Annotated in this window: 22 protein-coding genes; 8 read left to right on the forward strand and 14 right to left on the reverse strand. The window is 59.1% G+C overall.

What is annotated here, in order from left to right; translation table 11 throughout:
- Positions 1 to 87 precede the first annotated feature (87 nt).
- Complete coding sequence (gene cysZ / locus BW956_RS12115) at positions 88 to 846, forward strand: sulfate transporter CysZ (protein WP_076462964.1); 759 nt, start codon at positions 88 to 90, stop codon at positions 844 to 846.
- Here the strand turns inward: cysZ and phoR are convergent.
- The 9 genes from phoR to BW956_RS12160 form a co-directional block, all read right to left on the reverse strand.
- Positions 843 to 2,144 carry a phosphate regulon sensor histidine kinase PhoR gene (gene phoR, locus BW956_RS12120; protein WP_076462965.1) on the reverse strand — a complete coding sequence of 434 codons (1,302 nt, stop codon included), beginning with the start codon at positions 2,142 to 2,144 and terminating at the stop codon, positions 843 to 845. The genes cysZ and phoR overlap by 4 nt on opposite strands.
- Before the next feature lie 41 nt (positions 2,145 to 2,185).
- A complete protein-coding gene (phoB, locus tag BW956_RS12125) occupies positions 2,186 to 2,881 on the reverse strand; it encodes a phosphate regulon transcriptional regulator PhoB (RefSeq protein WP_010324553.1) in 696 nt (231 codons plus the stop codon).
- 100 nt (positions 2,882 to 2,981) lie between these two features.
- Positions 2,982 to 3,854, reverse strand: coding sequence for a 4-hydroxybenzoate octaprenyltransferase (gene ubiA / locus BW956_RS12130; RefSeq protein ID WP_083703070.1), 873 nt, complete (start codon positions 3,852 to 3,854; stop codon positions 2,982 to 2,984).
- Positions 3,855 to 3,882: 28 nt separating this feature from the next.
- Positions 3,883 to 4,425, reverse strand: a complete 543-nt coding sequence (locus BW956_RS12135) for a chorismate--pyruvate lyase family protein (protein ID WP_076462967.1) — start codon at positions 4,423 to 4,425, stop codon at positions 3,883 to 3,885.
- A gap of 585 nt (positions 4,426 to 5,010) precedes the next feature.
- The gene (phoU, locus tag BW956_RS12140; RefSeq protein ID WP_076462968.1) at positions 5,011 to 5,769 is read right to left on the reverse strand and encodes a phosphate signaling complex protein PhoU; all 759 of its coding nucleotides are present in this window, start codon (positions 5,767 to 5,769) and stop codon (positions 5,011 to 5,013) included.
- A 29-nt stretch (positions 5,770 to 5,798) separates the two neighbouring features.
- A complete protein-coding gene (gene pstB, locus BW956_RS12145; RefSeq protein WP_010324549.1) occupies positions 5,799 to 6,632 on the reverse strand; it encodes a phosphate ABC transporter ATP-binding protein PstB in 834 nt (277 codons plus the stop codon).
- A gap of 37 nt (positions 6,633 to 6,669) precedes the next feature.
- Positions 6,670 to 8,355: a phosphate ABC transporter permease PstA gene (gene pstA, locus BW956_RS12150; protein WP_076462969.1), complete on the reverse strand. Its 1,686-nt coding sequence runs from the start codon at positions 8,353 to 8,355 to the stop codon at positions 6,670 to 6,672.
- 24 nt (positions 8,356 to 8,379) lie between these two features.
- A complete protein-coding gene (locus tag BW956_RS12155) occupies positions 8,380 to 10,644 on the reverse strand; it encodes an ABC transporter permease subunit (RefSeq protein ID WP_076462970.1) in 2,265 nt (754 codons plus the stop codon).
- A gap of 140 nt (positions 10,645 to 10,784) precedes the next feature.
- A complete protein-coding gene (locus tag BW956_RS12160) occupies positions 10,785 to 11,753 on the reverse strand; it encodes a PstS family phosphate ABC transporter substrate-binding protein (RefSeq protein WP_076462971.1) in 969 nt (322 codons plus the stop codon).
- 238 nt (positions 11,754 to 11,991) lie between these two features.
- Between BW956_RS12160 and BW956_RS12165 the strand changes: the two genes are divergently transcribed.
- Positions 11,992 to 12,393 (forward strand): acyl-CoA thioesterase, encoded by a 402-nt coding sequence (locus BW956_RS12165; RefSeq protein WP_076462972.1) that lies wholly within the window; start codon positions 11,992 to 11,994, stop codon positions 12,391 to 12,393.
- A gap of 48 nt (positions 12,394 to 12,441) precedes the next feature.
- On the opposite strand, the gene BW956_RS12170 is transcribed toward BW956_RS12165, so the two are convergent.
- Together BW956_RS12170 and ilvD are read right to left on the reverse strand one after the other, a co-directional pair.
- Positions 12,442 to 13,776, reverse strand: a complete 1,335-nt coding sequence (locus tag BW956_RS12170; protein WP_076462973.1) for an SLC13 family permease — start codon at positions 13,774 to 13,776, stop codon at positions 12,442 to 12,444.
- A gap of 188 nt (positions 13,777 to 13,964) precedes the next feature.
- Complete coding sequence (ilvD, locus tag BW956_RS12175; protein ID WP_076462974.1) at positions 13,965 to 15,797, reverse strand: dihydroxy-acid dehydratase; 1,833 nt, start codon at positions 15,795 to 15,797, stop codon at positions 13,965 to 13,967.
- A 135-nt stretch (positions 15,798 to 15,932) separates the two neighbouring features.
- On the opposite strand from ilvD, the gene ald reads away from it, so the two are divergent.
- From ald to BW956_RS12205, 6 genes are all read left to right on the forward strand, one after another.
- Entirely contained in the window at positions 15,933 to 17,054 is a 1,122-nt protein-coding gene (gene ald, locus BW956_RS12180; RefSeq protein WP_076462975.1) for an alanine dehydrogenase, read from the forward strand.
- Positions 17,055 to 17,103: 49 nt separating this feature from the next.
- Entirely contained in the window at positions 17,104 to 17,337 is a 234-nt protein-coding gene (locus BW956_RS12185) for a hypothetical protein (RefSeq protein ID WP_010324541.1), read from the forward strand.
- 25 nt (positions 17,338 to 17,362) lie between these two features.
- Positions 17,363 to 17,554, forward strand: coding sequence for a YgaP family membrane protein (locus tag BW956_RS12190; protein ID WP_010324540.1), 192 nt, complete (start codon positions 17,363 to 17,365; stop codon positions 17,552 to 17,554).
- Positions 17,555 to 17,651: 97 nt separating this feature from the next.
- Complete coding sequence (locus BW956_RS12195; protein WP_010324539.1) at positions 17,652 to 17,993, forward strand: PepSY domain-containing protein; 342 nt, start codon at positions 17,652 to 17,654, stop codon at positions 17,991 to 17,993.
- Positions 17,990 to 18,670: a response regulator transcription factor gene (locus BW956_RS12200; protein WP_076462976.1), complete on the forward strand. Its 681-nt coding sequence runs from the start codon at positions 17,990 to 17,992 to the stop codon at positions 18,668 to 18,670. The genes BW956_RS12195 and BW956_RS12200 overlap by 4 nt, the downstream gene beginning before the upstream one ends.
- Before the next feature lie 2 nt (positions 18,671 to 18,672).
- A complete protein-coding gene (locus tag BW956_RS12205) occupies positions 18,673 to 20,055 on the forward strand; it encodes an ATP-binding protein (protein WP_076462977.1) in 1,383 nt (460 codons plus the stop codon).
- Here BW956_RS12205 and argA read toward each other — a convergent pair.
- The 3 genes from argA to BW956_RS12220 all read right to left on the reverse strand — a co-directional run bounded on the left by argA (position 20,039) and on the right by BW956_RS12220 (position 23,455).
- Complete coding sequence (gene argA, locus BW956_RS12210) at positions 20,039 to 21,421, reverse strand: amino-acid N-acetyltransferase (protein WP_076462978.1); 1,383 nt, start codon at positions 21,419 to 21,421, stop codon at positions 20,039 to 20,041. The genes BW956_RS12205 and argA overlap by 17 nt on opposite strands.
- Before the next feature lie 66 nt (positions 21,422 to 21,487).
- Positions 21,488 to 22,753, reverse strand: a complete 1,266-nt coding sequence (locus BW956_RS12215) for an inorganic phosphate transporter (protein WP_010324535.1) — start codon at positions 22,751 to 22,753, stop codon at positions 21,488 to 21,490.
- 24 nt (positions 22,754 to 22,777) lie between these two features.
- Positions 22,778 to 23,455: a TIGR00153 family protein gene (locus BW956_RS12220; protein WP_010324534.1), complete on the reverse strand. Its 678-nt coding sequence runs from the start codon at positions 23,453 to 23,455 to the stop codon at positions 22,778 to 22,780.
- Between the last annotated feature and the right edge of the window lie 120 nt (positions 23,456 to 23,575).

Genomic DNA, 23,575 nt, shown 5'->3' on the forward strand with positions numbered 1-23,575 from the left:
CTGCGGGCAGGGCCGGTCATTCAGTTGTCATGCTGCAAGAGTAAATGGATCTGGCCTGACCTGGCAAACTTTCGTTGAGGAGGAAAGATGAAAGGAAACCCTGTACGTGGCGCCAGTTACCTGCTGCGCGGAGCGGCCATGTTGCCCCAGCCCGGCTTGCGCCGTTTTGTGCTGGTGCCGCTGGTGGTGAACGTGTTGCTGTTTATCGGGGCCATCTGGTTATTGGTAGACCAGTTTAGCGTACTCATTGATTATTGGCTCGGTTTTGTGCCGGATTGGCTGGACTTCCTGTACTGGCTGTTTTGGCCACTGTTCGCCCTGCTGGTGCTGGTCGGGGTCTATTATGGCTTCTCCATTGTGGCCAACCTGATTGCGGCGCCCTTTAACGGCTTCCTGTCGGAAAAGGTCGAAAAGCGCCTGCGCGGTGATCCCATCACCGATGAAGGCTGGATGGAAGTGCTGGCCATGATCCCCCGTTCACTGCAGCGAGAGCTGCAGAAGCTGGCCTATTACCTGCCACGCTTTCTGCTGATTCTGGTCATCACCTTTATTCCGGTGGTCAACCTGATGGCACCACTGCTCTGGTTCCTGTTTGGGGCCTGGATGATGTCGATCCAGTACTGTGACTACCCGATGGATAACAACAAGGTGAGCTTCCCGCAGATGCGTCAGCTGATGAAAGCCAAGCGCGTCACCTCAGTGGGCTTTGGTGCGCTGGTGCAGGTGGGCATGCTGATACCGGTGCTCAACCTGTTCGTGATGCCGGCAGCGGTTATCGGTGCCACCCTGTATTGGGTTGAAGAGTACGCTGGCGAGAGCCGTGAGCTCAGGGACGTGCGGAATTAATCCGCGTCCCTGACCGGTACCACCATGTCGGGCGGGAAGTGGCAGGTAAAGGTGCTGCCCTCGCCCGGTGTACTGTCGATGGTGAGGTGGCCATCATGGCGTACCAGCACGTGCTTAACGATGGCCAGCCCCAGGCCAGTGCCCCCGCTGGCCGATGAGCGGCTTTCATCGATACGGTAGAAACGTTCGGTCAAACGCGGGATATGCATGGGCTCTATACCGATGCCATCGTCGGTGACAGAGAAGTGCCCGCCCTCCGTATCGGCCCACCAGCGCAGGGTGATGGTGCCGTTATCCGGTGTATAGCGCACCGCATTGAACACCAGATTGGAAAAGGCGCTCTGCAGCTCGTTTTCCTGCCCCAGCAGGTCGTAATTTGAATCCACTTCCACCACAAACGAATGGCCACGGTCCATGGACAGCGCCTGGGCATCTTCATGCATCTGGCGGATCAGTGACTGCACGAAAATCGGGTGCTCATCGCTGATGTGCTGGCTGGCCTCCAATCGCGACAACAGCAATAGATCAGTGACCAGGCTTTCCATGCGGCGTGCCTGCTGCTGCATCTGGTTCATGCCGCGCGCCAAGGGACGGGGCAGGTCCTGATCCAGGAAGGTCTCAAGGTAGCCGCGAATCACCGTCAGCGGGGTACGCAGTTCGTGAGAGGCGTTGGCGACGAAGTCCTGACGGGTCTGTTCCAGACGCACCAGACGGGTGATGTCGCGGGCCACCAGCAGGCGGTCGCCTTCACCGAAGTGACTGATCTGGTATTGCAGACGGATATCGCCATTGACCGGTGACGGCAGCTCCAGAGGTTCCTGATAGTGCCCCTTGCGGTAGTAACGGACAAAACGCGGGTCACGCAGCAGGTTCATCAGCGGTTTGCCACGGTCAGAGGCGGCGCGAAGACCCAGTAAACGGTCGGCGGAGCGGTTCCACCATTCCAGATTGTTCTGGTTGTCGACGATGACAATGGCATCTGTCAGGGCGGCGGAGGATTGCTGGAAACGGGAGATAATGCCGCGCAGGTACTGTTCGCGGGAGCGGCCACGCTTCTGGGTGCGAGCCAATTCATCAAAAAGATCGCCCCAGGCACCCTTGGCCTCCGGCGGCTCCGAGCCATCTTCGCGTTGTAACCATTCGCTAAGCTGGCTGAAACGTTGAGCGTGGTAAATGCTGCGAACCAACAGGCCCACGGCCAGGCCGGCCATGGGATAACCAAACAGAGCGCCCAGCGCCAGCGAAGCCAGCGCACACAGCAACAGGTTGATCAGCATTGCATGTCGAGATACATGCATAAGCGGGCTCCATCCGGTGGAAAATCAACGGTGCACAGGTATCAGGCGACCTGTGCCGAGAAACGGTAGCCGGTGCCACGGACCGTTTGTACCAGATAGTCGTGGCGGCTGCCCAGTGCCTTGCGCAGACGGCGGATATGCACGTCGACGGTGCGTTCTTCGACGTAGACATTACCGCCCCAGACCATGTCCAGCAACTGGCTGCGGGAATAGGCGCGGTCCGGGTGGGTCATGAAGAACTGCAGCAGGCGGAACTCGGTCGGCCCCAGCTCCAACGGTGCTTCGTCAGCCGTGACGCGGTGTGACACCGGGTCCAGAGTCAGGCCATCAACGGTGACCGGCTCTTCAACACCCTTGGGCGTAGTGCGGCGCAGAACCGCCTTGAGGCGTGCAACCAGCTCACGCGGGGAAAAGGGTTTGGTGATGTAGTCATCGACACCCGTCTCCAGGCCCTGGATCTTGTTGTCTTCGTCGGTCTTGGCAGTCAGCATGATGATCGGGATATCCGCGGTCACCTCTTCCTTGCGCAGACGGCGGGCAAACTCGACACCGGTGGTGCCGGGCATCATCCAGTCCAGCAGAACCATATCAGGCTTTTGGTCGATGATCTGGGCGTGCGCATCCTGAGCATTGTCGGCTTCGGAACATTCGTAACCGGCCATTTCCAGGGCCACGGCAATCATTTCGCGGATCGGCGCTTCGTCGTCGACGATCAGTACGCGTTTTGATGCAGACATCGTTTCTGCCTCATTTACAGAAGTTATCGGAGGCTAGTATTACAAGACGTTTCGGTTACATTAATATGACAAATCCGGTTTTTGTCCAGTCACGCTCTTATTACAATGCGTAGTCTGCCGCCAGGCCCACCAGTACTGCCAGCTCGGCATAGTGGTTGTTGAGGAAGGCGCGGAAGCAGGGCATGCGTTCGCGATGGCGAATCAGCCACTGCTGGAAGATGAAGAAGCCCAGCGCCACGACCAGTCCCAGATGGAACCAGATCCCCAGCTGCTCGATGGCGCCCACCCACAGCAGCAGGCCCAGCGCGGCCAGTTGCAGTAGCCCTACCATCAGTTTGTCCAGACGCCCGAAGAGTACGGCGGTGGATTTCACCCCAATTTTGAGGTCGTCATCCCGGTCCACCATGGCGTACTGGGTGTCGTAGGCCACGGTCCAGAGCAGCTTGGCGGCGTACAACAGCCAGGCGGTCAGCGGCAGCTGTTCCTGTACGGCGGTAAAGGCCATGGGAATGGCCCAGCCAAAGGCAGCCCCCAGCACCACCTGCGGCAGGTGGGTATAGCGTTTCATGAACGGATAGACGAACGCCAGTGCCAGCCCGCCAAAGGACATCAGGATGGTCATCGTATTGGTAAACAGCACCAGTACAAAGGACGCCAGCATCAGGCCGACAAACAGCCAGATTGCTTCACGCTCTGTCACCCGGCCCGAGGGCAGGGGGCGTTGGTGGGTACGTTTGACGTGGCCATCGATGTGGCGGTCGGCAAAATCGTTGATAACACAGCCGGCAGAGCGGGTCAGGAATACGCCCAGACAGAAAATCAGCAGCAGGTGCAGCGGTGGCAGACCTTCAGCGGCGATCCACAGCGCCCAGAGCGTGGGCCAGAGCAGCAGGTAGGTGCCGATCGGCTTGTCTGCCCGCATCAGGTGAACATAGGCCTGCAGGCGTGCTTTCAATGGACGTTCGGCTGACATCTCCACGGTGGAACTCCGGCTCACAAGATCAGAGCGGGTATTGTACGTGCTCCATGGCCGGTAGAAAAACCTCACACACCAGCAAGGGTTTGTTGTGCAGGCGGAACACCGAGCGTCGTGCCCAGTATCCCTGGCCGTTTTCGTCGCGCATGGGCGCCGAGACCAGCGGACTGCGGCTGAGGCTGGGGTCACGGAACATCAGCGAGCCCAGCGAGCGGCTGCCGATCAGGCGCAGGCGGCGTTCCCGACCGGTCAGGGTGCTGGCGGGCAGAACGGAGCGGGCGTAGACCCAGGGCACGCCATTGCGGCCCAGCAGCTCCACTTCGCGGATCAGGGCGATCTGGCGTGGCGGCATGCCCAGCGCACGGGCCTCGTCGGCACTGGGGCAGGCCCAATGCTGTGACAGCACGCGCACGGCAAACTCGCCTTGGGCAGCGCGGGTCAGGCGTTGTGTCAGGGAGCCTTCATCCTGCAGCCAGGGGCGCCAGTGGTGCGGCACCTTGCGTGGGCAGGCGGCGGGGAGCCAGCGATGTGCAGTCTGGGGTTGGATCAGGGCGGTGCGGGCAGACACGTACAGACTTCCGTGAGATCGAAAGCGCAAGAGTGTATCACCTTGGCGGATTTGCTGCCTGGGGAGCGCTGCAATCTTGCTGGGGTTCGCTCACGGAGTGAGCTCCCACAAACGGCGCAAATGAGAGAGTTTATAACGATGAAAAATCGCACACAGAGTGGGCTCCCACAAAAGCTTGTGCAGGAAATATCGTCTTCAGAGTGGGCTCCCACACAGGGTTGTAGCAAGTGTGATTGTGCAGGACAGGTCGCGCACAGAGTGCGCTCTCACAACAGTTTCAATCGGGCATGAGGGTGCAGGATAGATTACGAATAGTGCTCGGTCCCATAGCCGGCTGAGGTGGGCACAACACAGTGTAGGAAAGCTCGCTCACTGAGTGGGCTCCCACAAAAGCTTATGCAGGAAAGATTGTTCTCAGAGTGGGTTCCACACAGGGCTGAGGCTGAAGGGAGAGTATAGGCAAGGGTGCCTAAATAGGATTAAGCAGGCTGGGTGAATAGGAAAAAAGCGCTCCCTCAGGGCTGGTGGCCAGCCCCTTGTGGGAGCGCACTCTGTGCGCGAATGCCTGTGTCGGCACCGACGGGCTTACTGCTCGTCGGCATCCTCAGAGTCATCGCCATGCGTTTCTTCGCGCACGGTTTCCTTGATCTGCTTCAGGCTCTGGTGGCGCACGTCGGTGCCGCTGACCTGATAGATCAGGTGCTCGGACAGGTTACGGGCGTGGTCACCAATGCGCTCAAGGCTGCGCAGTGCCCAGATGACGTTCAGCACGTTGGAGATGGCACGGGCATCTTCCATCATGTAGGTCACCAGAGAGCGCATGGCGGTGCGGTATTCCTGGTCCACACTGCGATCCTGCTTGGCGACGCGGTACGCCATTTCCAGGTCGTTGCGGGCGAAGGCGGTCAGCACGTCCTTGACCATGTCACGGACCAGGTTGCCGATATGACGGACTTCCTGGAAACCGCGCTGGTTGGCGCCGTTGTCGGCCAGTTCGATCGCCATCTTGCAGATGCGGGTCGCTTCGTCACCGATGCGCTCCAGATCAGACACGGCACGGCTGATCGATACGATCAGGCGCAGGTCGCTGGCGGCCGGCTGACGGCGGGCGATGGTAGTGGTGCACTGCTCATCGATCATCAGTTCCATCTCGTTGGTCTGCTGGTCGATGCGGCGGGACTGTTCCGCCAGCTCCACATCACCGTTCAGCAGCGCCTCAACGGCGTCGGATACCTGACGTTCCACAATGCCACCCATGGTCAGCATCTGAGTGCGGATTTTCTCCAGCTCCTCATTGAACTGCTGCGAAATATGGGTCGAGTAGTTGTCGTTTTCGAGTTCCACGGTTGCTATCTCCGTTGCTGGCCCTGGAATTAACCGTAACGGCCGGTGATGTAGTCTTCAGTCTGTTTCTTCTCGGGGTTGGTGAACAGCGCATCGGTGGCACCAAACTCGATCAGGTCACCCATATACATGAAGGCGGTGTAATCGGATACACGGGCCGCCTGCTGCATGTTGTGGGTTACGATAACGATGGTGAAATCGTTTTTCAGCTCGTGGATCAGTTCCTCGATCTTCAGTGTGGAGATCGGGTCCAGTGCAGAAGCGGGTTCGTCGAGCAGCAGGACTTCCGGTTTTACCGCCACGGTACGGGCAATAACAAGACGCTGCTGCTGACCACCGGACATGCCCAGTGCGCTTTCGTGCAGACGATCCTTCACCTCATCCCAGAGTGCCGCAGAGCGCAGCGCCCATTCCACGGTTTCGTCGATCACGCGCTTCTTGTTGATGCCCTGGATACGCAGGCCGTAGGCCACGTTCTCATAGATCGACTTGGGGAAGGGGTTCGGCTTCTGGAACACCATGCCCACACGGCGGCGCAGGTCGGCCACGTTAACGGTACGGTCGTAGATGTTTTCGCCGTCCAGCAGCATTTTGCCGGTGATGCTACAGCTGTCCACCAGGTCGTTCATGCGGTTGAAGCAACGCAGCAGGGTGGATTTACCGCAACCGGACGGCCCGATGAACGCGGTTACGCGGTTCTTCGGGATATCCATGTTGATGCCGTGCAGGGCTTCCTTGTCGCCATAGCTCAGGCGCAGATCCTGCACCTGCAGGGTGATCTGCTCGTCGTCCAGGTTCAGCTGACGGTCGTCACGCTGCATGGAAGAGATATCGATAGCGTGGGTTTTGGCTTCGCTAGTCATGTTGTAAACCTTCAATTCAGAATTCGTGAGCCGTCAATTACATTTCAAGCGCTTTGTATTTTTCGCGCAAGTGGTTGCGGATCGCAATGGCCGAGAAGTTCAGCAGGGCAATAACCACAACCAGCAGGAATGCAGTGGCGTATACCAGCGGGCGTGCCGCTTCTACGTTGGGGCTCTGGAAGCCGACGTCGTAGATATGGAAGCCCAGGTGCATGAATTTCTGGTCCAGGTGCAGGAACGGGTAGTTACCGTCCAGCGGCAGGCTCGGTGCCAGCTTGACCACACCCACCAGCATCAGCGGGGCAACTTCACCCGCCGCACGAGCAATCGCCAGAATCACACCGGTCATCATCGCCGGGCTGGCCATCGGCAGCACTACCTTCATCAGGGTTTCGAACTTGGTCGCACCCAGGGCCAGAGAACCTTCACGTACGGAGCGCGGAATACGGGCCAGGCCTTCTTCGGTGGCCACGATCACCACCGGCACGGTCAGCAGCGCCAGCGTGATGGATGCCCACATCAGACCACCGGTACCGAAGGTCGGGGCCGGTTTGGCTTCCGGGAAGAACAGGTCATCGATGCTGCCGCCCAGGAAGTAAACGAAGAAACCGAGACCAAATACACCGTAGACGATGGAGGGTACACCGGCCAGGTTGTTTACCGCGATGCGGATCAGGCGGGTGATAAAGCCCTGGGTCGCGTATTCACGCAGGTAGACCGCAGCGACTACGCCGAACGGGGTGACCAGCACGGACATCAGAATCACCATCATCACGGTACCGAAGATGGCCGGGAAGATACCGCCCTCGGTGTTGGCTTCACGCGGCTCGTCGGAGAGGAACTCCCACAGCTTGGCGCCGTAGTGAACCAGTTTGTCGCCGGTGCCCATGTTGTTGGGCAGGAAGGCACGTACCACCTTGGCAATGTCGATCTCCACTTCACGGCCGTCGGCAATTTCGGCGGTGAAGCTGTCGCGGTTGATGCGACCGTAGAGCTCGATCAGGTCCTGCTGCAGCACTTCATAGTCGGCGTTCAGCTCGGCACGACGGGCTTCGATTTCAGCATAGGCATCGGCATCGGTGGACTGTTTCAGCTCCAGCGAACGCTCTTTCAGACGCAGGCGCTCGATCTCGTAGTTGATGCTGCCGATCTTGTGTTTTTCGATCTCCAGGATCTGGTCACGGATATCAAGTACACGGTCGATACGGCGCTGGAACTCGTCCCAGACCTCCATATAGGCGTCGGACTTGTCATAGCCGTCGTGGCGGGCCACGGTTTCGCCGTTCTCGCGCACTTCGCGCAGGTAACCGTAAAAGTTGCCCCACTCCAGGCGCTCGGCGGCCATGATCATTTCCGGGTAGGTCTTGTCGACGACCCAGTCATCCATGGCCCAGAAGAAGTCGGCCGGCAGGAAATCACGGTTACCGACCTTGAGCAGGTCACGGCGCATGGCTTCGACACCGTCTTCAACCTGGACGCCGGCGCCACGCAGCTGCTCGGCCGGCACCATTTCCTGTTGCACCATCTCGCCCATGATGCGGCGATTCTGGTCATGGGTGTAAGTGGCCTGCAGCACATCGGCGGGCCAGAAGTGAGCCAGACCGCGGATCGCGATCAGACCCAGCAGGCCGACGACCATGATCACACAGATCGCCACGGCACCGGCGTTGAGCCAAACCCAGGGAGAGCCGGATTTGGTCCATTCACTGACTGAATAACGCATTTATCTAATCCTCACTCTCAGCGATCACAGGGAACCGTATTTCTTGCGCAGGTGCTGACGGATCCCTTCCGCCAGGGTGTTCACACAGAAGGTGAACAGGAACAGCACAAAGGCAGCCAGGAACAGGGTGCGGTAGTGAGTACTGCCGACCTCGGATTCCGGCATTTCCACCGCGATGTTGGCGGCCAGGGTACGCATGCCTTCGAAGATGTTCACATCCATGATCGGCGTGTTGCCGGTGGCCATCAGTACGATCATGGTTTCACCCACGGCACGGCCCATACCGATCATCAGCGCCGAGAAGATACCCGGGCTGGCAGTCGGCAGTACCACGCGGGTCAGCGTCTGCCAGGCAGTGGCGCCCAGTGCCAGAGAGCCATAGCTCAGGTGCTTGGGCACGGCGAAGATGGCATCTTCGGTGATCGAGAAGATGGTCGGGATCACGGCAAAGCCCATGGCGATACCGACAACCATGGCGTTACGCTGGTCGTAGGGGATGCCCACTTCGTTGCTCAACCAGGTCGGCATATGGCCGCCAAAAAAGGCTTCTTCCACTGGACCGGCCAGACCCAGGCCCAGCCAGGTTGCCAGAATAACGACCGGCACCAGCAGCGCGGCATCCCAGCCTTCCGGAATCAGGAAGCGGATCTTGTTGGGCATGTTGTTCCAGGTGAAGCCGAACAGCACGATGGCGATAGGGATCACCAGCAGACACACGAAGATACCCGCCAGGTTGGCTTCCATGAACGGCGCCAGCCAGAGACCGGCGAGGAAGCCCAGGATAACGGTCGGCAGTGCTTCCATCAGCTCGATGAACGGCTTCACCTTGCGGCGCATGGCCGGCACCATGAAGTAAGCGGTGTAGATGGCGCCACAGATCGCCAGCGGGGTGGCCAGCAGCATGGCGTAGAAGGCTGCTTTCAGGGTGCCGAAGGCCAGCGGCATCAGGCTGTATTTCGGCTCGAAATCGTTGTTGGAAGCAGAGGACTGCCAGGTGTACTCAGGCTCTTCATAGCCTTCGTACCAGACTTTCTCCCAGTACGCGCTCCAGGAAATTTCCGGGTGCTCGTTATCAACGTGCCAGAAGCTCAGGCGGTCACCGTGCTGCACCAGCAGTGCGTTGGCACGCGGCGCCAGAGCGATGGCATCAGCAGCACCGTCAAACAGCGGTTCACTCAGAACCTGGCGGTTGGCGGTACTGTTATAGATGTTCAGCATACCGTCAGCGGACAGGGTAATGATGCCCTTGCGGCGCTGTTCGGTGGTCAGGTTGGTGATATCACTGGCGTGATGGTCAAAATCACGGATATGGGTCAGCTGATATTCGTTGGCATCATCGCGCACGAAGAACCACTGGGACAGACGGCCCTTGCTGTCACCGATGATCAGGGAGTTGCCGCCCAGCAGCAGTTCAAAGCTGGTCAGGTTGCCCTTGCTGGCTTCCAGCAGCTGGCTGACTTCCGGTTCGTTACCCAGTGTCATCACGCCAATCTTGCCCTGCGGCAGACTGGCCAGCAGCCAGCGATGATCAGGTGTCATCACCAGTTTGTTGGGTGCATTGCTGAACGACGGCAGGTTACGACGGCTTTCTTCGATCTCCACCTCGCCGGTGAGGAAGTTTTCCGTCATTTCCAGGCTCAGCTCGCTCAGTGTGCTTCCGCTCTGAGCAATCAGCGCCCACTCGTCCGAGTTGCCGTTGATGGCCAGGTGCTGGATCGGGCCGTCTGCTACTTGCAGCGGGGCTTCACCGACCGGGTACACCAGCTCGGGTGTCAGCACGCGCTGGCCATTGGGGTAGCTGGCCTTGTAGTTGTGCTTGATCACCTTGGCGCTGCCGTCGCTGAGGCCAAAGGCAAAGGTCTGACTGGCTTCGGAGAGCAGGCTGAAACTGGTAATTTCGACACCTTCCGGCAGCGCCAGCTGCTCGGTCAGGCGCACCTGACCACTGGTGGTGTCAAAGAAGATCATTTCACCCGCATCGCTGACACGAAAACCGATCTCGGCCTGTTCTTCGACGGCGAGATAGAGTGTCGAACCTGTGCCAGGCACGGCATAGCTGACTTCCTGCTCGCCACCCCAAGGCGCTACTTCCGCAGAACGGAACAGCGGGGCAACTTCATACAGCAGGTAGAAGAAGATCATCACAACGGCGAGGATCACGCTGATACCGCCGATAGCGATGCTGCTGGCGGCCAACTTGTCCTTCAGCATGCGCGCCTGGCGGAGGCGGCGCTGAGCCGGGGTGTTGAAGTCCAGCTCCGGCACAGTGTTGGTTTGCTCAATACTCATGTCGAGGGTCCTGAGAAGTGTCGAACTTGGTATGGCGGGTACAATAAGTCAAACATGTGACAGCTCTGTTACATCTGTAACAAAACAAAAAGGGGAGTCCTAAGACTCCCCCTCGATGACTCAGGTCGGGTGCGTAATGCTTACAGACCCAGATCCTTCATCTGCTTTTCAACAACCTTGGCCGGCAGCGGGATGTAGCCGTCTTTCACGACCACTTCCTGACCGATCTTGGACAGTACCAGCTTCAGGAACTCACGCTCCAGCGGCTGCAGGTCCTGACCCGGCTTCTTGTTGATGTAAACGTACAGAGAACGTGCCAGCGGGTACTTGCCAGCGATGGCGTTTTCCGGAGTCGGCTCTACGAAGTCAGTACCTTTCTTGGACAGCGGCAGGGCACGAACAGACGCAGTCTTGTAACCGATGCCGGAGTAGCCCAGAGCGTTAACAGAAGTAGAAACAGACTGAACAACAGAAGCAGAACCCGGCTGTTCGTTTACGCTGTTTTTGAAGTCACCTTTACACAGAGCGACTTTCTTGAAGTAACCGTAAGTACCGGATACAGAGTTACGACCGAACAGCTGGATGCTCTGGTCAGCCAGAGAACCGCTTACACCCAGATCGCTCCACTTGTTGGCATCGGCAGCAGAGCCACACTTGCGAGTAGAGGAGAATACAGCGTCAACCTGGTCGATGCTCATGCCCTTGATCGGGTTGTCCTTGTGTGCGAACACAGCCAGGGCGTCGATGGCAACGGCAACCGGAGTCGGCTTGTAACCGTATTTCTTCTCGAAGGATTCGATTTCCTTGTCCTTCATCTTACGGCTCATCGGACCGATGTTGGATGTACCTTCGGTCAGAGCGGGCGGCGCAGTAGAAGAACCGGCAGCCTGGATCTGGATGTTGACGTTCGGGTAGTTACGCTTGAACTCTTCAGCCCACAGCGTCATCAGGTTGGCCAGAGTGTCGGAGCCAACGCTGGACAGGTTACCGGATACACCAGAGGCTTTCTGGTAAGTCGGCAGGTTCGGGTCCAGCAGGTCACTTGCCTGAGCGGTGAAGCAGGTGGCAGTCATTGCCACAGCAGCAAACAGCTTTTTCATCGGTTTCATCATCGGCTCCTGGTTAGGAATCGGGTTAGTGATTTGACATGCGTGCACTATAGGGGTGGTTTATGACGGAAAAGTGACAATGGACGAATGAGTTTGACGGATTTGTCCAGATTAGGAGACGGCTGCGATTGGGTTCGACCTAGGTATTATGTGCGATGCACAATCGGGGTATCATTTACCCTGAATAACCCAATGCACACGTGACAAGTGGCAGAGTAACCAGAAGAGATCAGTCACAATGACAATAAATGATGATCAGGTTCAGCAGCCGGAGGGCGAGCTGAGTCTGCAGCTTCCGGCCGGTCAGCAGGCCGTTAACATGTTTGGCGACGTATACGGTGGCTGGGTGGCATCCCAGCTGGTACTGGCCTGTGAAATCCGTGCCGGGCAAGAAGCAGAAGGCCGTGTGGCGACCGTATCGGTGGGGCCGATGAGCTTCATGTCACCGGTGATGCAGGGCACGATACTGAGCTTTTACACCCAGGTGGTAGAGCGCGGTCACAGTTCGCTGCGTATTCAGGTGGAAGCCTGGGGACGTTGCCCGGATGGTCAGGCGCCGCGCAAGGTGAGCCGCACCGAATGTGTGCAGGTAGCCATCGATCCTCAGGGCCGTATTCGCGCCTTGCCAAGGCAGAGCTGAGCGAGTGCGGGACTAGCCTGCACCCGCCCAGAGGGCAACCGCCTTGCCTTACAGCAGTGCCCAGGCGCCGCCGGCAATCACGGCGGTCATCATGATGTTCAGCACGACACCGGCACGCATCATTTCCCGCTGTGGCAGGTAGCCCGAGCCATAGACGATGGCGTTGGGCGGTGTTGCCACCGGCAACATGAAGGCGCAGGACGCGGCAATGGCGATCACCACGGCCATTACATCCTGTGGCAGGCCCATGCTGCCGGCAATACCGACAAAGATGGGGACCAGCAGGGCGCTGCTGGCGGTGTTGCTGGCAATCTCGGTTAGCATCACCACGAAGGCCGCCACGACCAGCAGGAACAGGGGTGCCGATGCACCCGCCATGAGTTCGCTGAGACCGCCGGCCAGGAATGCGCTGGCGCCGGTTGCCTTGAGCATGGCCGACAGGGTCAGGCCGCCCCCGAACAGCAGCAACACACCCCAGTCCGCCGACTTTTCGATCTGTTTCCAGTTCACCAGCTGCAGCATGCACAGCAGCAGGATGGCATTGAGCGCGATAATGGAATCCAGTCCCTTGCTGATACCGATCAGCCCCGCCAGCGGTTTACTGAACAGCCACATGGCCACGGTCAGCGCAAACACACCCAGGGTCAGCCACTGCTGGGTATTCAGCGGGTCGTGACGATGCACTTCACGGAAACGGTGGCTCAGCTCCGGCTTGCAGAGGAAATACAGCGCCACAATCATCAGCGGCAGTGACAGGATCACCGTGGGGATGCCGAACTTGAGCCAGTCGGTGAAGCTCAGCCCGACTTCTGCGGCTGCAATGGCGTTGGGTGGTGAGCCGACCAGGGTGCCGATGCCGCCAATGTTGGCGGAGTAGGCGACACCGAGCAGTACAAACCAGTAGGTGCGCTGGTTGTCCTCATAGGGCAGCTGGCGCAACAGGCCCAGTGCCAGCGGCAGCATCATCGCCGTGGTGGCGGTATTGGAAATCCACATGGACAACCCGGCCGCAGTCAGGAACAGCAGCAAGGCGGCTGCGCCCAGATGGCCACGGGCCAGGCGGACCACATGACCGGCAATATATTTGTCCAGGCCCTGTGCATTGAGTGCCGCGGCCAGGCCAAAGCCGCCGAGGAACAGGAAAATAATCGGGTTGGCAAAGTTCTTCAGTGCATCGGCGACACCGAAAACGCCGGTCACCACGGTCAGTACCGGCACCAATAGCGCAGTGACCGTGATGTTAAACGTCTCGGTCATCCACAGAATGGCAATCACGGCCAGTATGGCCAGGCCTGTGCGCAGTTCGGCTTCCAGTGGTGCCAGAAACCAGATACCGGCAGCGCTGAGGACTGCCAGCAGAAAAGTGATCCACTTGCCGGACATCTATCTCTCCCAGGGCGAGTTTGAAAAGCGCGAATTCTACACTCGCAAGTGCGCACGGACTACTTTAGTCGAAGCGATTTATTCAGTGTAGCCAGAGAGAGGTCTGAGCACCTTGAGGTGACGGCAAATGGCGAGGGAAAAATCGGCCGGTGATAGGCTCACCGGCCGGCAGTGTAACGAGGGCAGGATCAGTCGAGCTGATCCAGATCGCGTACGGCGCCCTTGTCAGCGGAGGTGGCCAGCTTGGCGTAGGCCTTGAGCGCAGCGGATACCTTGCGCGGACGTTCCTGAGCCGGCTTCCAGCCCAGCTTGTCCTGTTCGGCACGGCGCTTGGCCAGCTCTTCGTCGGATACCAGCACTTCAATGGTGCGGTTGGGGATGTCGATACGGATCCGGTCGCCATGCTGGACCAGACCGATAGCACCACCTGCAGCGGCTTCCGGAGACACATGGCCGATGGACAGGCCTGATGTACCGCCGGAGAAACGACCATCGGTCAGCAGCGCACACTCTTTGCCCAGACCCTTGGATTTCAGGTAGGAGGTCGGGTACAGCATTTCCTGCATGCCCGGGCCACCTTTCGGGCCTTCGTAACGGATGATGACGACTTCACCGGATTTCACCTGGTCGTCGAGGATCTGTTTAACCGCATCGTCCTGGGACTCAACTACGTGTGCAGGGCCTTCAAAAACCAGAATGGACTCGTCCACACCGGCGGTTTTGACGACGCAGCCATTCAGCGCGATGTTGCCGTGCAGAACGGCCAGACCACCTTCCAGAGAGAAAGCGTGTTCGATGGAGCGGATGCAGCCGTGCTCGCGGTCACCGTCCAGTGTCGGCCAGCGGGTCGACTGGCTGAAGGCGGTCTGGGTCGGGATACCGGCCGGTCCGGCCTTGTAGAACTCGATCACCTCGGGCGTCGGGTTGCGCATGATATCCCACTGATCCAGCGCTTCTTTCATGGTCGCTGTGTGGACGGTCGGGACATCGGTGTGCAGTTTGCCGGCACGGTCCAGCTCGCCCAGAATCGCCATGATGCCACCGGCGCGGTGTACATCTTCTATGTGGTATTTCTGCGTATTCGGCGCCACCTTGCACAGCTGGGGCACAACGCGGGAGAGGCGGTCGATATCCTTCATGGTGAAGTCGATCTCCGCTTCCTGGGCGATGGCCAGCAGGTGCAGGATGGTGTTGGTGGAACCGCCCATGGCGATATCCAGCGTCATGGCGTTCTCGAATGCCTTCAGACCCACCGCACGGGGCAGGATGCGCTCGTCGTTGCCTTCGTAATACTTCTTGGCCAGCTCAACGATGGTGCGGCCGGCACGCAGGAACAGCTGTTTGCGATCAGAATGGGTCGCGACCACGGTACCGTTGCCCGGCAGGGCCAGACCCAGGGCTTCGGCCAGACAGTTCATGGAATTGGCGGTGAACATGCCGGAGCAGGAACCACAGGTGGGGCAGGCAGAGCGCTCGACGGCGTCGACCTGTTCGTCAGACGCATTGGGGTCTGCAGCCAGTACCATGGCATCGACCAGATCCAGTTTGTGCTCGGCCAGTTTGGTTTTGCCCGCTTCCATCGGCCCGCCGGTAACAAAAATGACCGGGATATTCAGGCGCATGGAGGCCATCAGCATCCCCGGCGTGATCTTGTCACAGTTGGAGATACACACCAGTGCATCGGCACAGTGAGCGTTGACCATGTACTCCACGGAGTCGGCGATGATGTCACGGCTCGGCAGCGAGTAGAGCATGCCGTCGTGGCCCATGGCGATGCCGTCATCCACGGCGATGGTGTTGAATTCCTTGGCGACGCCGCCTGCCGCTTCAATTTCGCGTGCGACCAGCTGACCCATGTCCTTCAGGTGTACGTGTCCCGGTACGAACTGGGTGAAGGAGTTGGCAACGGCGATGATCGGCTTGTGGAAATCGTCGTCCTTCATGCCGGTGGCGCGCCACAGGGCGCGGGCACCTGCCATGTTACGGCCGGCGGTAGAGGTCTTGGAACGATACTCTGGCATGGGGCTCCCCTCGGAATTCGGGTTTTTCAAATAAGCCCGAGTATATCAGATAAAGTCCCGTCGCCGAGGGGCGCTGAAGGCTGTCGCGATCAACTACACTGGAAAGCATGAACAGGCTGGAAAAGGAGTCTCACAATGCGTGTCGGTATCCCCAAAGAGATCAAGAACCATGAATACCGTGTCGGCATGACCCCCATGGGCGTGCGTGAGCTGGTCGAGCAGGGCCATCAGGTCCAGGTCGAGCAGAATGCGGGGGCTGCTGCCGGTTTTGCCGACAGTGCCTATGAGCAGGCTGGCGCCGTGCTGGTGGATGATCCGCGTGCCGTCTTCTCCTGGGCCGACCTGATTGTGAAGGTCAAGGAGCCGCAGCTGAGTGAATGCGCCTGGCTCAGTGCCGATCAGGTGCTGTTTACCTATCTGCACTTGGCAGCCGACCGGCCCCAGACCGATGCTCTGCTGGCCAGCGGCTGTACCGCCATCGCCTATGAAACCGTGCAGGATGCGCATGGCGGCCTGCCGCTGCTGGCGCCCATGAGCGAGGTGGCCGGGCGCATGGCCGTCCAGGCCGGTGCCCACTGCCTGGAAAAGGCCCGCGGCGGCCGTGGTGTGCTGTTGGGCGGCGTGCCGGGTGTGAGCCCCGGGCGAGTGTTGATCATTGGTGGCGGTGTGGTCGGTGAAAACGCGGCGCGCATCGCTCTGGGCATGGGGGCGCAGGTCTGTTTGCTGGACAAGTCGATCTCGCGCCTGAAACAGCTGGATGAACAGTTCGATGGCCGTCTGGTGACCCTCTATTCCACCCAGGAAAATATTGAGCAGCAGCTTTCGCAGTCGGATCTCGTGATCGGTGCCGTGCTGCTGCCGGGGGCAGCCGCGCCGAAACTGGTGACACGCAAGATGCTGGCGGTGATGGCACCGGGCGCGGTGCTGGTGGATGTGGCGATTGACCAGGGCGGTTGTTTCGAGACCAGCCATGCTACCACGCATGCCGACCCGGTGTTCGAAGTGGACGGGATTGTCCACTATTGTGTTGCCAACATGCCGGGTGCAGTGGCGCGGACATCGACGCTGGCACTGACCAATGCTACTTTGCCCTATATTGAGCGACTGGTGGAGGATGGCTGGCGCCGTGCGCTGCAGGATGTGCCCGGCTTTGTATCCGGTCTGAATGTGCACTCAGGCCGTATTACCTGTGCCGGCGTGGCACGGGCCTTTGATCTGCCGCATGCAGACCCGTTGAAGGAACTCGGCGGTGCTTGATTGCACCCTTCGACCATTCTAAGCTCGGCAACCATATAAGGAGATTCTGATGCAACAGAAGGCAAGTATCCACTCAGACCCCTGGCTCAGGCGCTGCATGAAGCTGGGTATTCCGCTGGCTATTCTCTGCGTGCTCAGCCTGTGGCTGGGGCAGACGATGGGCAGTCCGGCACTGGGGTGGATTTTTGTCCTGACACTGCCGCCAGTGCTGTTGCTGGGACTTACCTACAACCTGCGTTACCTCCTGCTGTGGCAGCGTGCCCGGCAGTCTGACTCAGGTTAATCACCGAAAGCGAGGGAGCTCTCTCATGGAACAGAATATCGGTATTTTGGATCAGCTGGTACGTGTACTCATCGGTCTGGTGTTCATTATTATGATCTACTTCGGCCCGCAGACCTGGTGGGGGCTGATTGGCGTGCCCATCATTGCGATCGCCATCTCGGGTACCTGCCCACTGTATAGCCTGCTGGGATTCCGCACCTGCCGTCGCTGTGACTGAATTCAGACAGTATTCATGCCCGGCCCTATAGCATTTCGCTAATTTGAACCCCTGTGCCCTTAGCGGGCACGGGGAATGGACAAGGACGTCTTTTATAATGGAGATCAATCAGGTGTCTGCGCGTACGCCTCGTCTCATCTTCGGTTGCTGCGGTATCTGCAGCCTGTTGGCAGGTCTGGCCTGGGCAGATGTGGATAACCTGGCCCCGCCGGCAGCCGGTACGAGTGCTCTCAAGGGGAGCGGCGTTAATCTGGTGCAGGCGTCCGAAATCGCCCGTGAGCAACTGGGTGGCGAAGTCATTCGCGCCGAGTTGACCCGTTTTCAGGGTGGACGTGTCTATAAGGTGCGCCTGCTGGAACAAGGACGCGTGCGAGATGTCTTGATTGATGCTGCCAACGGAACCCTGTTGCAGCCTGAACAGCCGGAGCAAGCTGAATGAAAGCGTTGATTGTTGAAGATGATGCCGATCTGCGGCGCCAGCTCAAGCAGATGCTTGAGCAGAAAGGTTACACCGTCGAAGAAACCGAGAGTGGCCGTGAGGCCAGCTATCTGGGTGAAGAATACGAATATGATGTGGCAGTGGTGGATATTGGCCTGCCGGAAGTGTCCGGACTCGACGTAATCCGTCACTGGCGTGAAGCGGGCATTAGCCTGCCGGTGCTGATTCTGACTGCCCGTGGCGACTGGCAGGATAAGGTTGAAGGCCTGGAAGCCGGTGCTGACGATTACCTGGCCAAGCCGTTCCACAGCGAAGAGTTGATGGCACGTCTGAATGCATTGGTACGCCGTGCCTCCGGGCATGCCAGCCCGGTACTGAAGTTTGGCCCGCTGGAACTGGACACCAGTGCCCGTGTGGTGACCTTGAATGATGCAGAGGTCCGCCTCACCAGCTACGAGTACCGTACGCTGGAATACCTGATGCTGAATGCGGGCAAAACCATTTCCAAGGCCGAATTGACCGAGCATCTGTATCATCAGGACTATGACCGCGACAGCAATGTATTGGAAGTGTTCGTGCGTCGCCTGCGTCAGAAGATCGATCCTGAGCAGACACTGCAGCCGATCAAAACGGTGCGCGGCTTGGGTTACCGTTTTGCGCTGGAGGCGTCTGCCTGAGCGTGTCTGAAGCCGCCGTTCCGCTTTCCCTGCGTGGCCGACTCCTAAGGGCGTCGGCCATTATTTTGCCGCTGGTGATTGTGTTGGCGGGCCTGGCCCTGCTCAAGGCGTTCAACTCCAGTCTGGAAAGTGCCGAAGCGTCTCAGGCCCGGTTGCAGGTATATCTGCTGCTGGGTGCTATCGAAGTCGACAGCGAAGGCCGTATGAACCTGCCTGACCATCTGCTGGACCCGGGCTTCAGCCGTGTCAGTTCCGGCGTTTATGGATTTATACATGGTCAGGACGGCAGCCTGTTCTGGCGTTCCCGTTCCAGTCAAACCCTTCCTCCCGAACTGGTGCAGCGCCTGCCCAGCCGAGCCCTGCAGCCGGGGCAATCCCTGTTCAGTCACCTGCCGGAGCAAAAGCTCTACCTGTTTCAATACCCGGTAGTCTGGGAAAGCGGTAACGGCGAAACACGTTTCCTGATATCAGTCTTGCGCAGCGATGAGCAGGTGCGCAACGAAATGAAAACCTTCAGCCTGCAGCTGTTGGGCTGGCTCAGCGGTATCTGCCTGGTCGCGTTGCTGGCGCAGTATTACATCATGCGCTGGGGCCTGAGGCCGCTGGATCTGCTGGCCAATGATCTCAAACGAATTGAGGCCGGCGATGCTGAGCGCCTCGAAGGGCGTTACCCGGTGGAAGTACAGGATGTCACCTCAGGTCTGAACCGGCTGCTGGAAACCGAGCGGCGTCAGCGTGAGCGCTACCGCAATACCCTTGGAGATCTGGCGCACAGCCTGAAAACACCGCTGGCGGTGATTCGCGGTGCAGGTATAGAGCCTCAGGATGAGCAGGAATATCGCCAGCAGGTGGAAGAACAGGCCTTGCGCATGCAGCAGATCGTGCAGTATCAGCTGGCGCGCGCCGTAAAAAGTCAGGGCCAGAATCTGGCACGGGCGATACCGGTTCAGCCCGTCGTTGAGCGTCTGTTGGGGGTCATGGCCAAGGTTTATGCCGACACGCCCCGTGAAGTACTCAAACAGCTGGAGCCGGGCATCGGCTTCAGCGGCGATGAGCGCGACCTGATGGAGCTGCTGGGCAACCTGATTGATAATGCCTACAAGTATGGCTTCCGCCGTGTAGGCGTCATGGGGCGCCTGGAAGGGGATGAGCTGATTCTTGAGATCAGTGATGATGGCAGCGGGGTGGCACCGGAGCAGCGTCAGGTGATTCTGGAGCGCGGCGCCCGTCTGGACACCCGGCAGCCCGGCCAGGGCATAGGCCTGGCCGTGGCGGTGGATATTATCAGCAGCTACGATGGTGCGCTGGAAGTGCAGGAATCGCGCTGGCAGGGCGCCTGTTTCCGCCTGACCCTGCCGGGGGCTCCGCTCAACCTAAAGACTTGATGAATACCTTGGAATTACGCTGCAGGTTGTACAGCGCCTGCTTGCCGGCGGGCAAGCGGTCCTTGTCGGCGGCATTGAAGCCTCGCTCCACAAACCAGTGGGCAGTACGGGTGGTGAGCACGAACAACTGGTCCAGCCCCAGCGCCTGGGCCTGATCTTCAATGGCATCCAGCAGGCGGTCACCCCTCTGGCCGCCCCGATAACTGTTATCGATGGCCACACAGGCCAACTCGCCGATCCGCTCTTCGCTGAAGGGATAGAGGGCAGCACAACCGATAATGGCACCATCGCGTTCTACCACCGTAAACCGCTCAATCTCCGCTTCCAGCAGTTCGCGGGAGCGACGTACCAGTACCCCTTTCTCTTCCAGCGGCGCAATCAGTTCCAGAATCCCGCCTACATCCTCGATGCTGGCCTGACGGACCTGCTCGTAGGAGTGGCTGATCACCATGGTGCCCTGGCCATCGCGCGTGAACAGCTCGTTCAGCAGGGCGCCGTCCTCGCTGTAGCTGATCAAATGGCAGCGGTTAACACCCTGCTCACAGGCGGTTGCGGCAGACTCCAGCAGGTTGGCGGTTTCGGTGAATGGCAGTTCCGGGTCGTCGATCTGGGCGTGGTACTGCTGTACCAGGCGCCGTGCGGTCTGGGCCAGCAGTTCGCTGCGCAGCTCGCCACGGCTATCAAGAATACCGCTGTTGGCACCCAGCAGGATCAGCTTGTCGGCCTTGAGTGCAATTGCCGCCTGGGTGGCCACCTCTTCCACCGGCAGGTTGAACACCTCGCCGGTAGGTGAAAAGCCCAGGTTGGACAGGAGCACGATCTGGTTCAGGTCCAGCATGCGGCGAATGCCGTCATGGTCGATGCGGCGCAGCTCGCCGGTATGGCCCATATCGACACCGTCCAGCACTCCCACAGGCCGTGCAGTCACAAAGTTGCCGCTGCACACTCGGATGCGAGCACCATGCATGGGGGTGTTGGCCAGTCCCATGGACAGGCGGGCTTCGATATCGGTGCGCAGACAGCCCACGGCTTCGATCACGCAGTCGAGAATTTCCGGCGTGGTGATCCTCAGATCGTGGTGCAGTCGGGTTTCCAGGCCACGTGCCTGCAGGCGCTGTTCGGCCTGAGGGCGAGCCCCATGGACCAGTACCAGACGTACGCCCAGACTGTTGAGCAGGGCAATGTCGTGCACGATATTGGCGAAATTGTCGTCGGCAATGGCTTCACCGCTCAGCATCAGCACGAAGGTCTTGCCCCGGTGTGCATTGATGTAGGGTGACGAGTGACGGAACCAGTTGACGTAATTGGTGGAGGCGTTGGTGGCGCTCAAGGTCGACTCCCGATCGGGCTTAGCATCAACCTGCATTGTGCAATCTTTGGCGCGGCGGGTCCATGTCCGCGGACGGCCCGCAATGCGGGCCGTCCATTCGGATCAGGAGAACATGCCCTTGAGCATGAAGAAGAACATGATGGCCAGAATGGCACCGGCCGGCAGAGTCACGATCCAGGACACGAAAATAGTGCCTACAACCTTGAGGTTCAGGGCTGCCAGGCCACGGGCCAGACCTACACCCAGTACCGCACCCACCAGGGTATGTGTAGTGGAGATCGGCAGACCTGTGCCTGATGCCACAACAACGGTGGTCGCGGCTGCCAGTGTTGCGGCAAAGCCACGGCTGGGCGTCAGCTCGGTGATGTTCTGACCGACCGTCGCGATTACCTTGTGGCCGTACATCACCAGACCAGCAACGATACCGCCGCCGCCAAGCAGCAGAATCCAGGCCGGCATGGCGCTCTTCTGAGCCACTTCACCACCGGAGCTGACAACACCGACAATAGCTGCCAGCGGGCCAACAGCGTTGGCGACATCGTTGGAGCCGTGGGCAAAAGCCATGGCACAAGCAGTGAACAGCATCAGAACACCGAACACCTTTTCCACGCTGGTGAAGTGGAAGTCACGGTCAGCACTGGGATCGATCTGGATCTTGCGCTGCATCATCACGCCCAGGCCCATGGTAAAGAGGCCAAAGATGACGGAGATGCCGGCACTCTGGAACCAGCTCAGGTGCAGGCCGATATGCTTGAGGCCCTTGGTAAAGGTCACCATGGCGATAATGAAGCCCACCAGGAAGATGTAGTAGGGCACATAACGCTTGGCGTTGGTAAAGGGGTCTTCGGTATCCAGGATCAGTTTCTGCACGCTCCTGAACAGGAAGAAGGCTATAAACCCTGCCGTCACGGGTGAAACCACCCAGCTGGCAACGATTGTGCCCACCTTGGTCCAGTGCACCGCATCCATGGAGATACCCACGGCCGCGAATCCGACAATGGCACCGACGATGGAGTGCGTAGTGGATACTGGCCAGCCGAAGTGAGTGGCCACTAGCAGCCAAATGCCCGCAGCCAGGAGAGCTGCCATCATGCCGTAGACAAGCAGCTCGGGGTTGGCCGTGAGTAACGAAGGTTCAATTATGCCTTTACGGATGGTTGAGGTAACCGCTCCGCCCGCCAGATAGGCGCCGGCAAATTCAAACAGGATGGCGATGATGATCGCCTGTTTCAGGGTCAGTGCGCGGGAGCCGACCGAGGTTCCCATGGCGTTGGCCACGTCGTTGGCACCTACACCCCAGGCCATAAAGAAGCCGAAGACGCAGGCCATGATGATCATGATGTGGCCGTACTGAGCAATGATATCCATGTGATGTAACCTTGTTCAGTCTGTTTAACGGGCAAGCAGCTGCTGCAGACGGTTGCCGACCTGCTGCGACAGGTTGGCCAGATCGCCAACCCACTGAATGATCTGGTACAGGAACATGACATCGATCGGGTAGAGGTCACGTTCTACTGCAAACAGGGAGGAACGCAGCTGACGCTCATGGGTATCAGCGTCGTGTTCCAGCTCGTCCAGTTCGGTGATCAGACGCTCGACGATATCGACTTCGTGACCACGGAAACCGGCATTCAGCAGCTCATCCAGCTCGTTGAGCGCGCTGACGGCCTGCTCACTGGCTTTCAGTGCCGTGCGCAGCAGATCCAGCAGCCCCGCCTGAATCGGCTCGGGGATCTGCATCTGGCGACCCAGCATCAGACCGGAAATATCCTTGGCGCGGTTGGCCAGCTTGTCCTGCAGGCGCAGCATCTCGAGCAGATCGGTACGCGGCACTGGCAAGAACAGGCTGGCGGGCAGACGCTGGCGAATATCACGCTTGAGGTCGTCTGCCTCATGTTCAAATGAAGTGATGCGTTTTTGAGCGGCCTCGGCGGCCTCCCAGTCATCGGCAATCACGGCTTCAAAAAACGGAATCAGTTCAGCGGCGCCTGCCTGCGCCTTGACGATGTGCTCCTGCATCGGCTTGAACGGAGATCGTGCAAACATTTGCAGAATCGGACTGTTGACCATGGAAATCTCGTAGCAGGTTGGCTAAAAAACAGGCGCAAGTATACGTGCTGAAGTCATGGATCTGTAGTCGTATCGTCATAAAAAATACCCATGGCTGATGTCCGTCAGCTCACATCCTTG

The sequence above is a fragment of the Marinobacterium stanieri genome (assembly GCF_900155945.1).
Lineage (GTDB): Bacteria > Pseudomonadota > Gammaproteobacteria > Pseudomonadales > Balneatricaceae > Marinobacterium > Marinobacterium stanieri.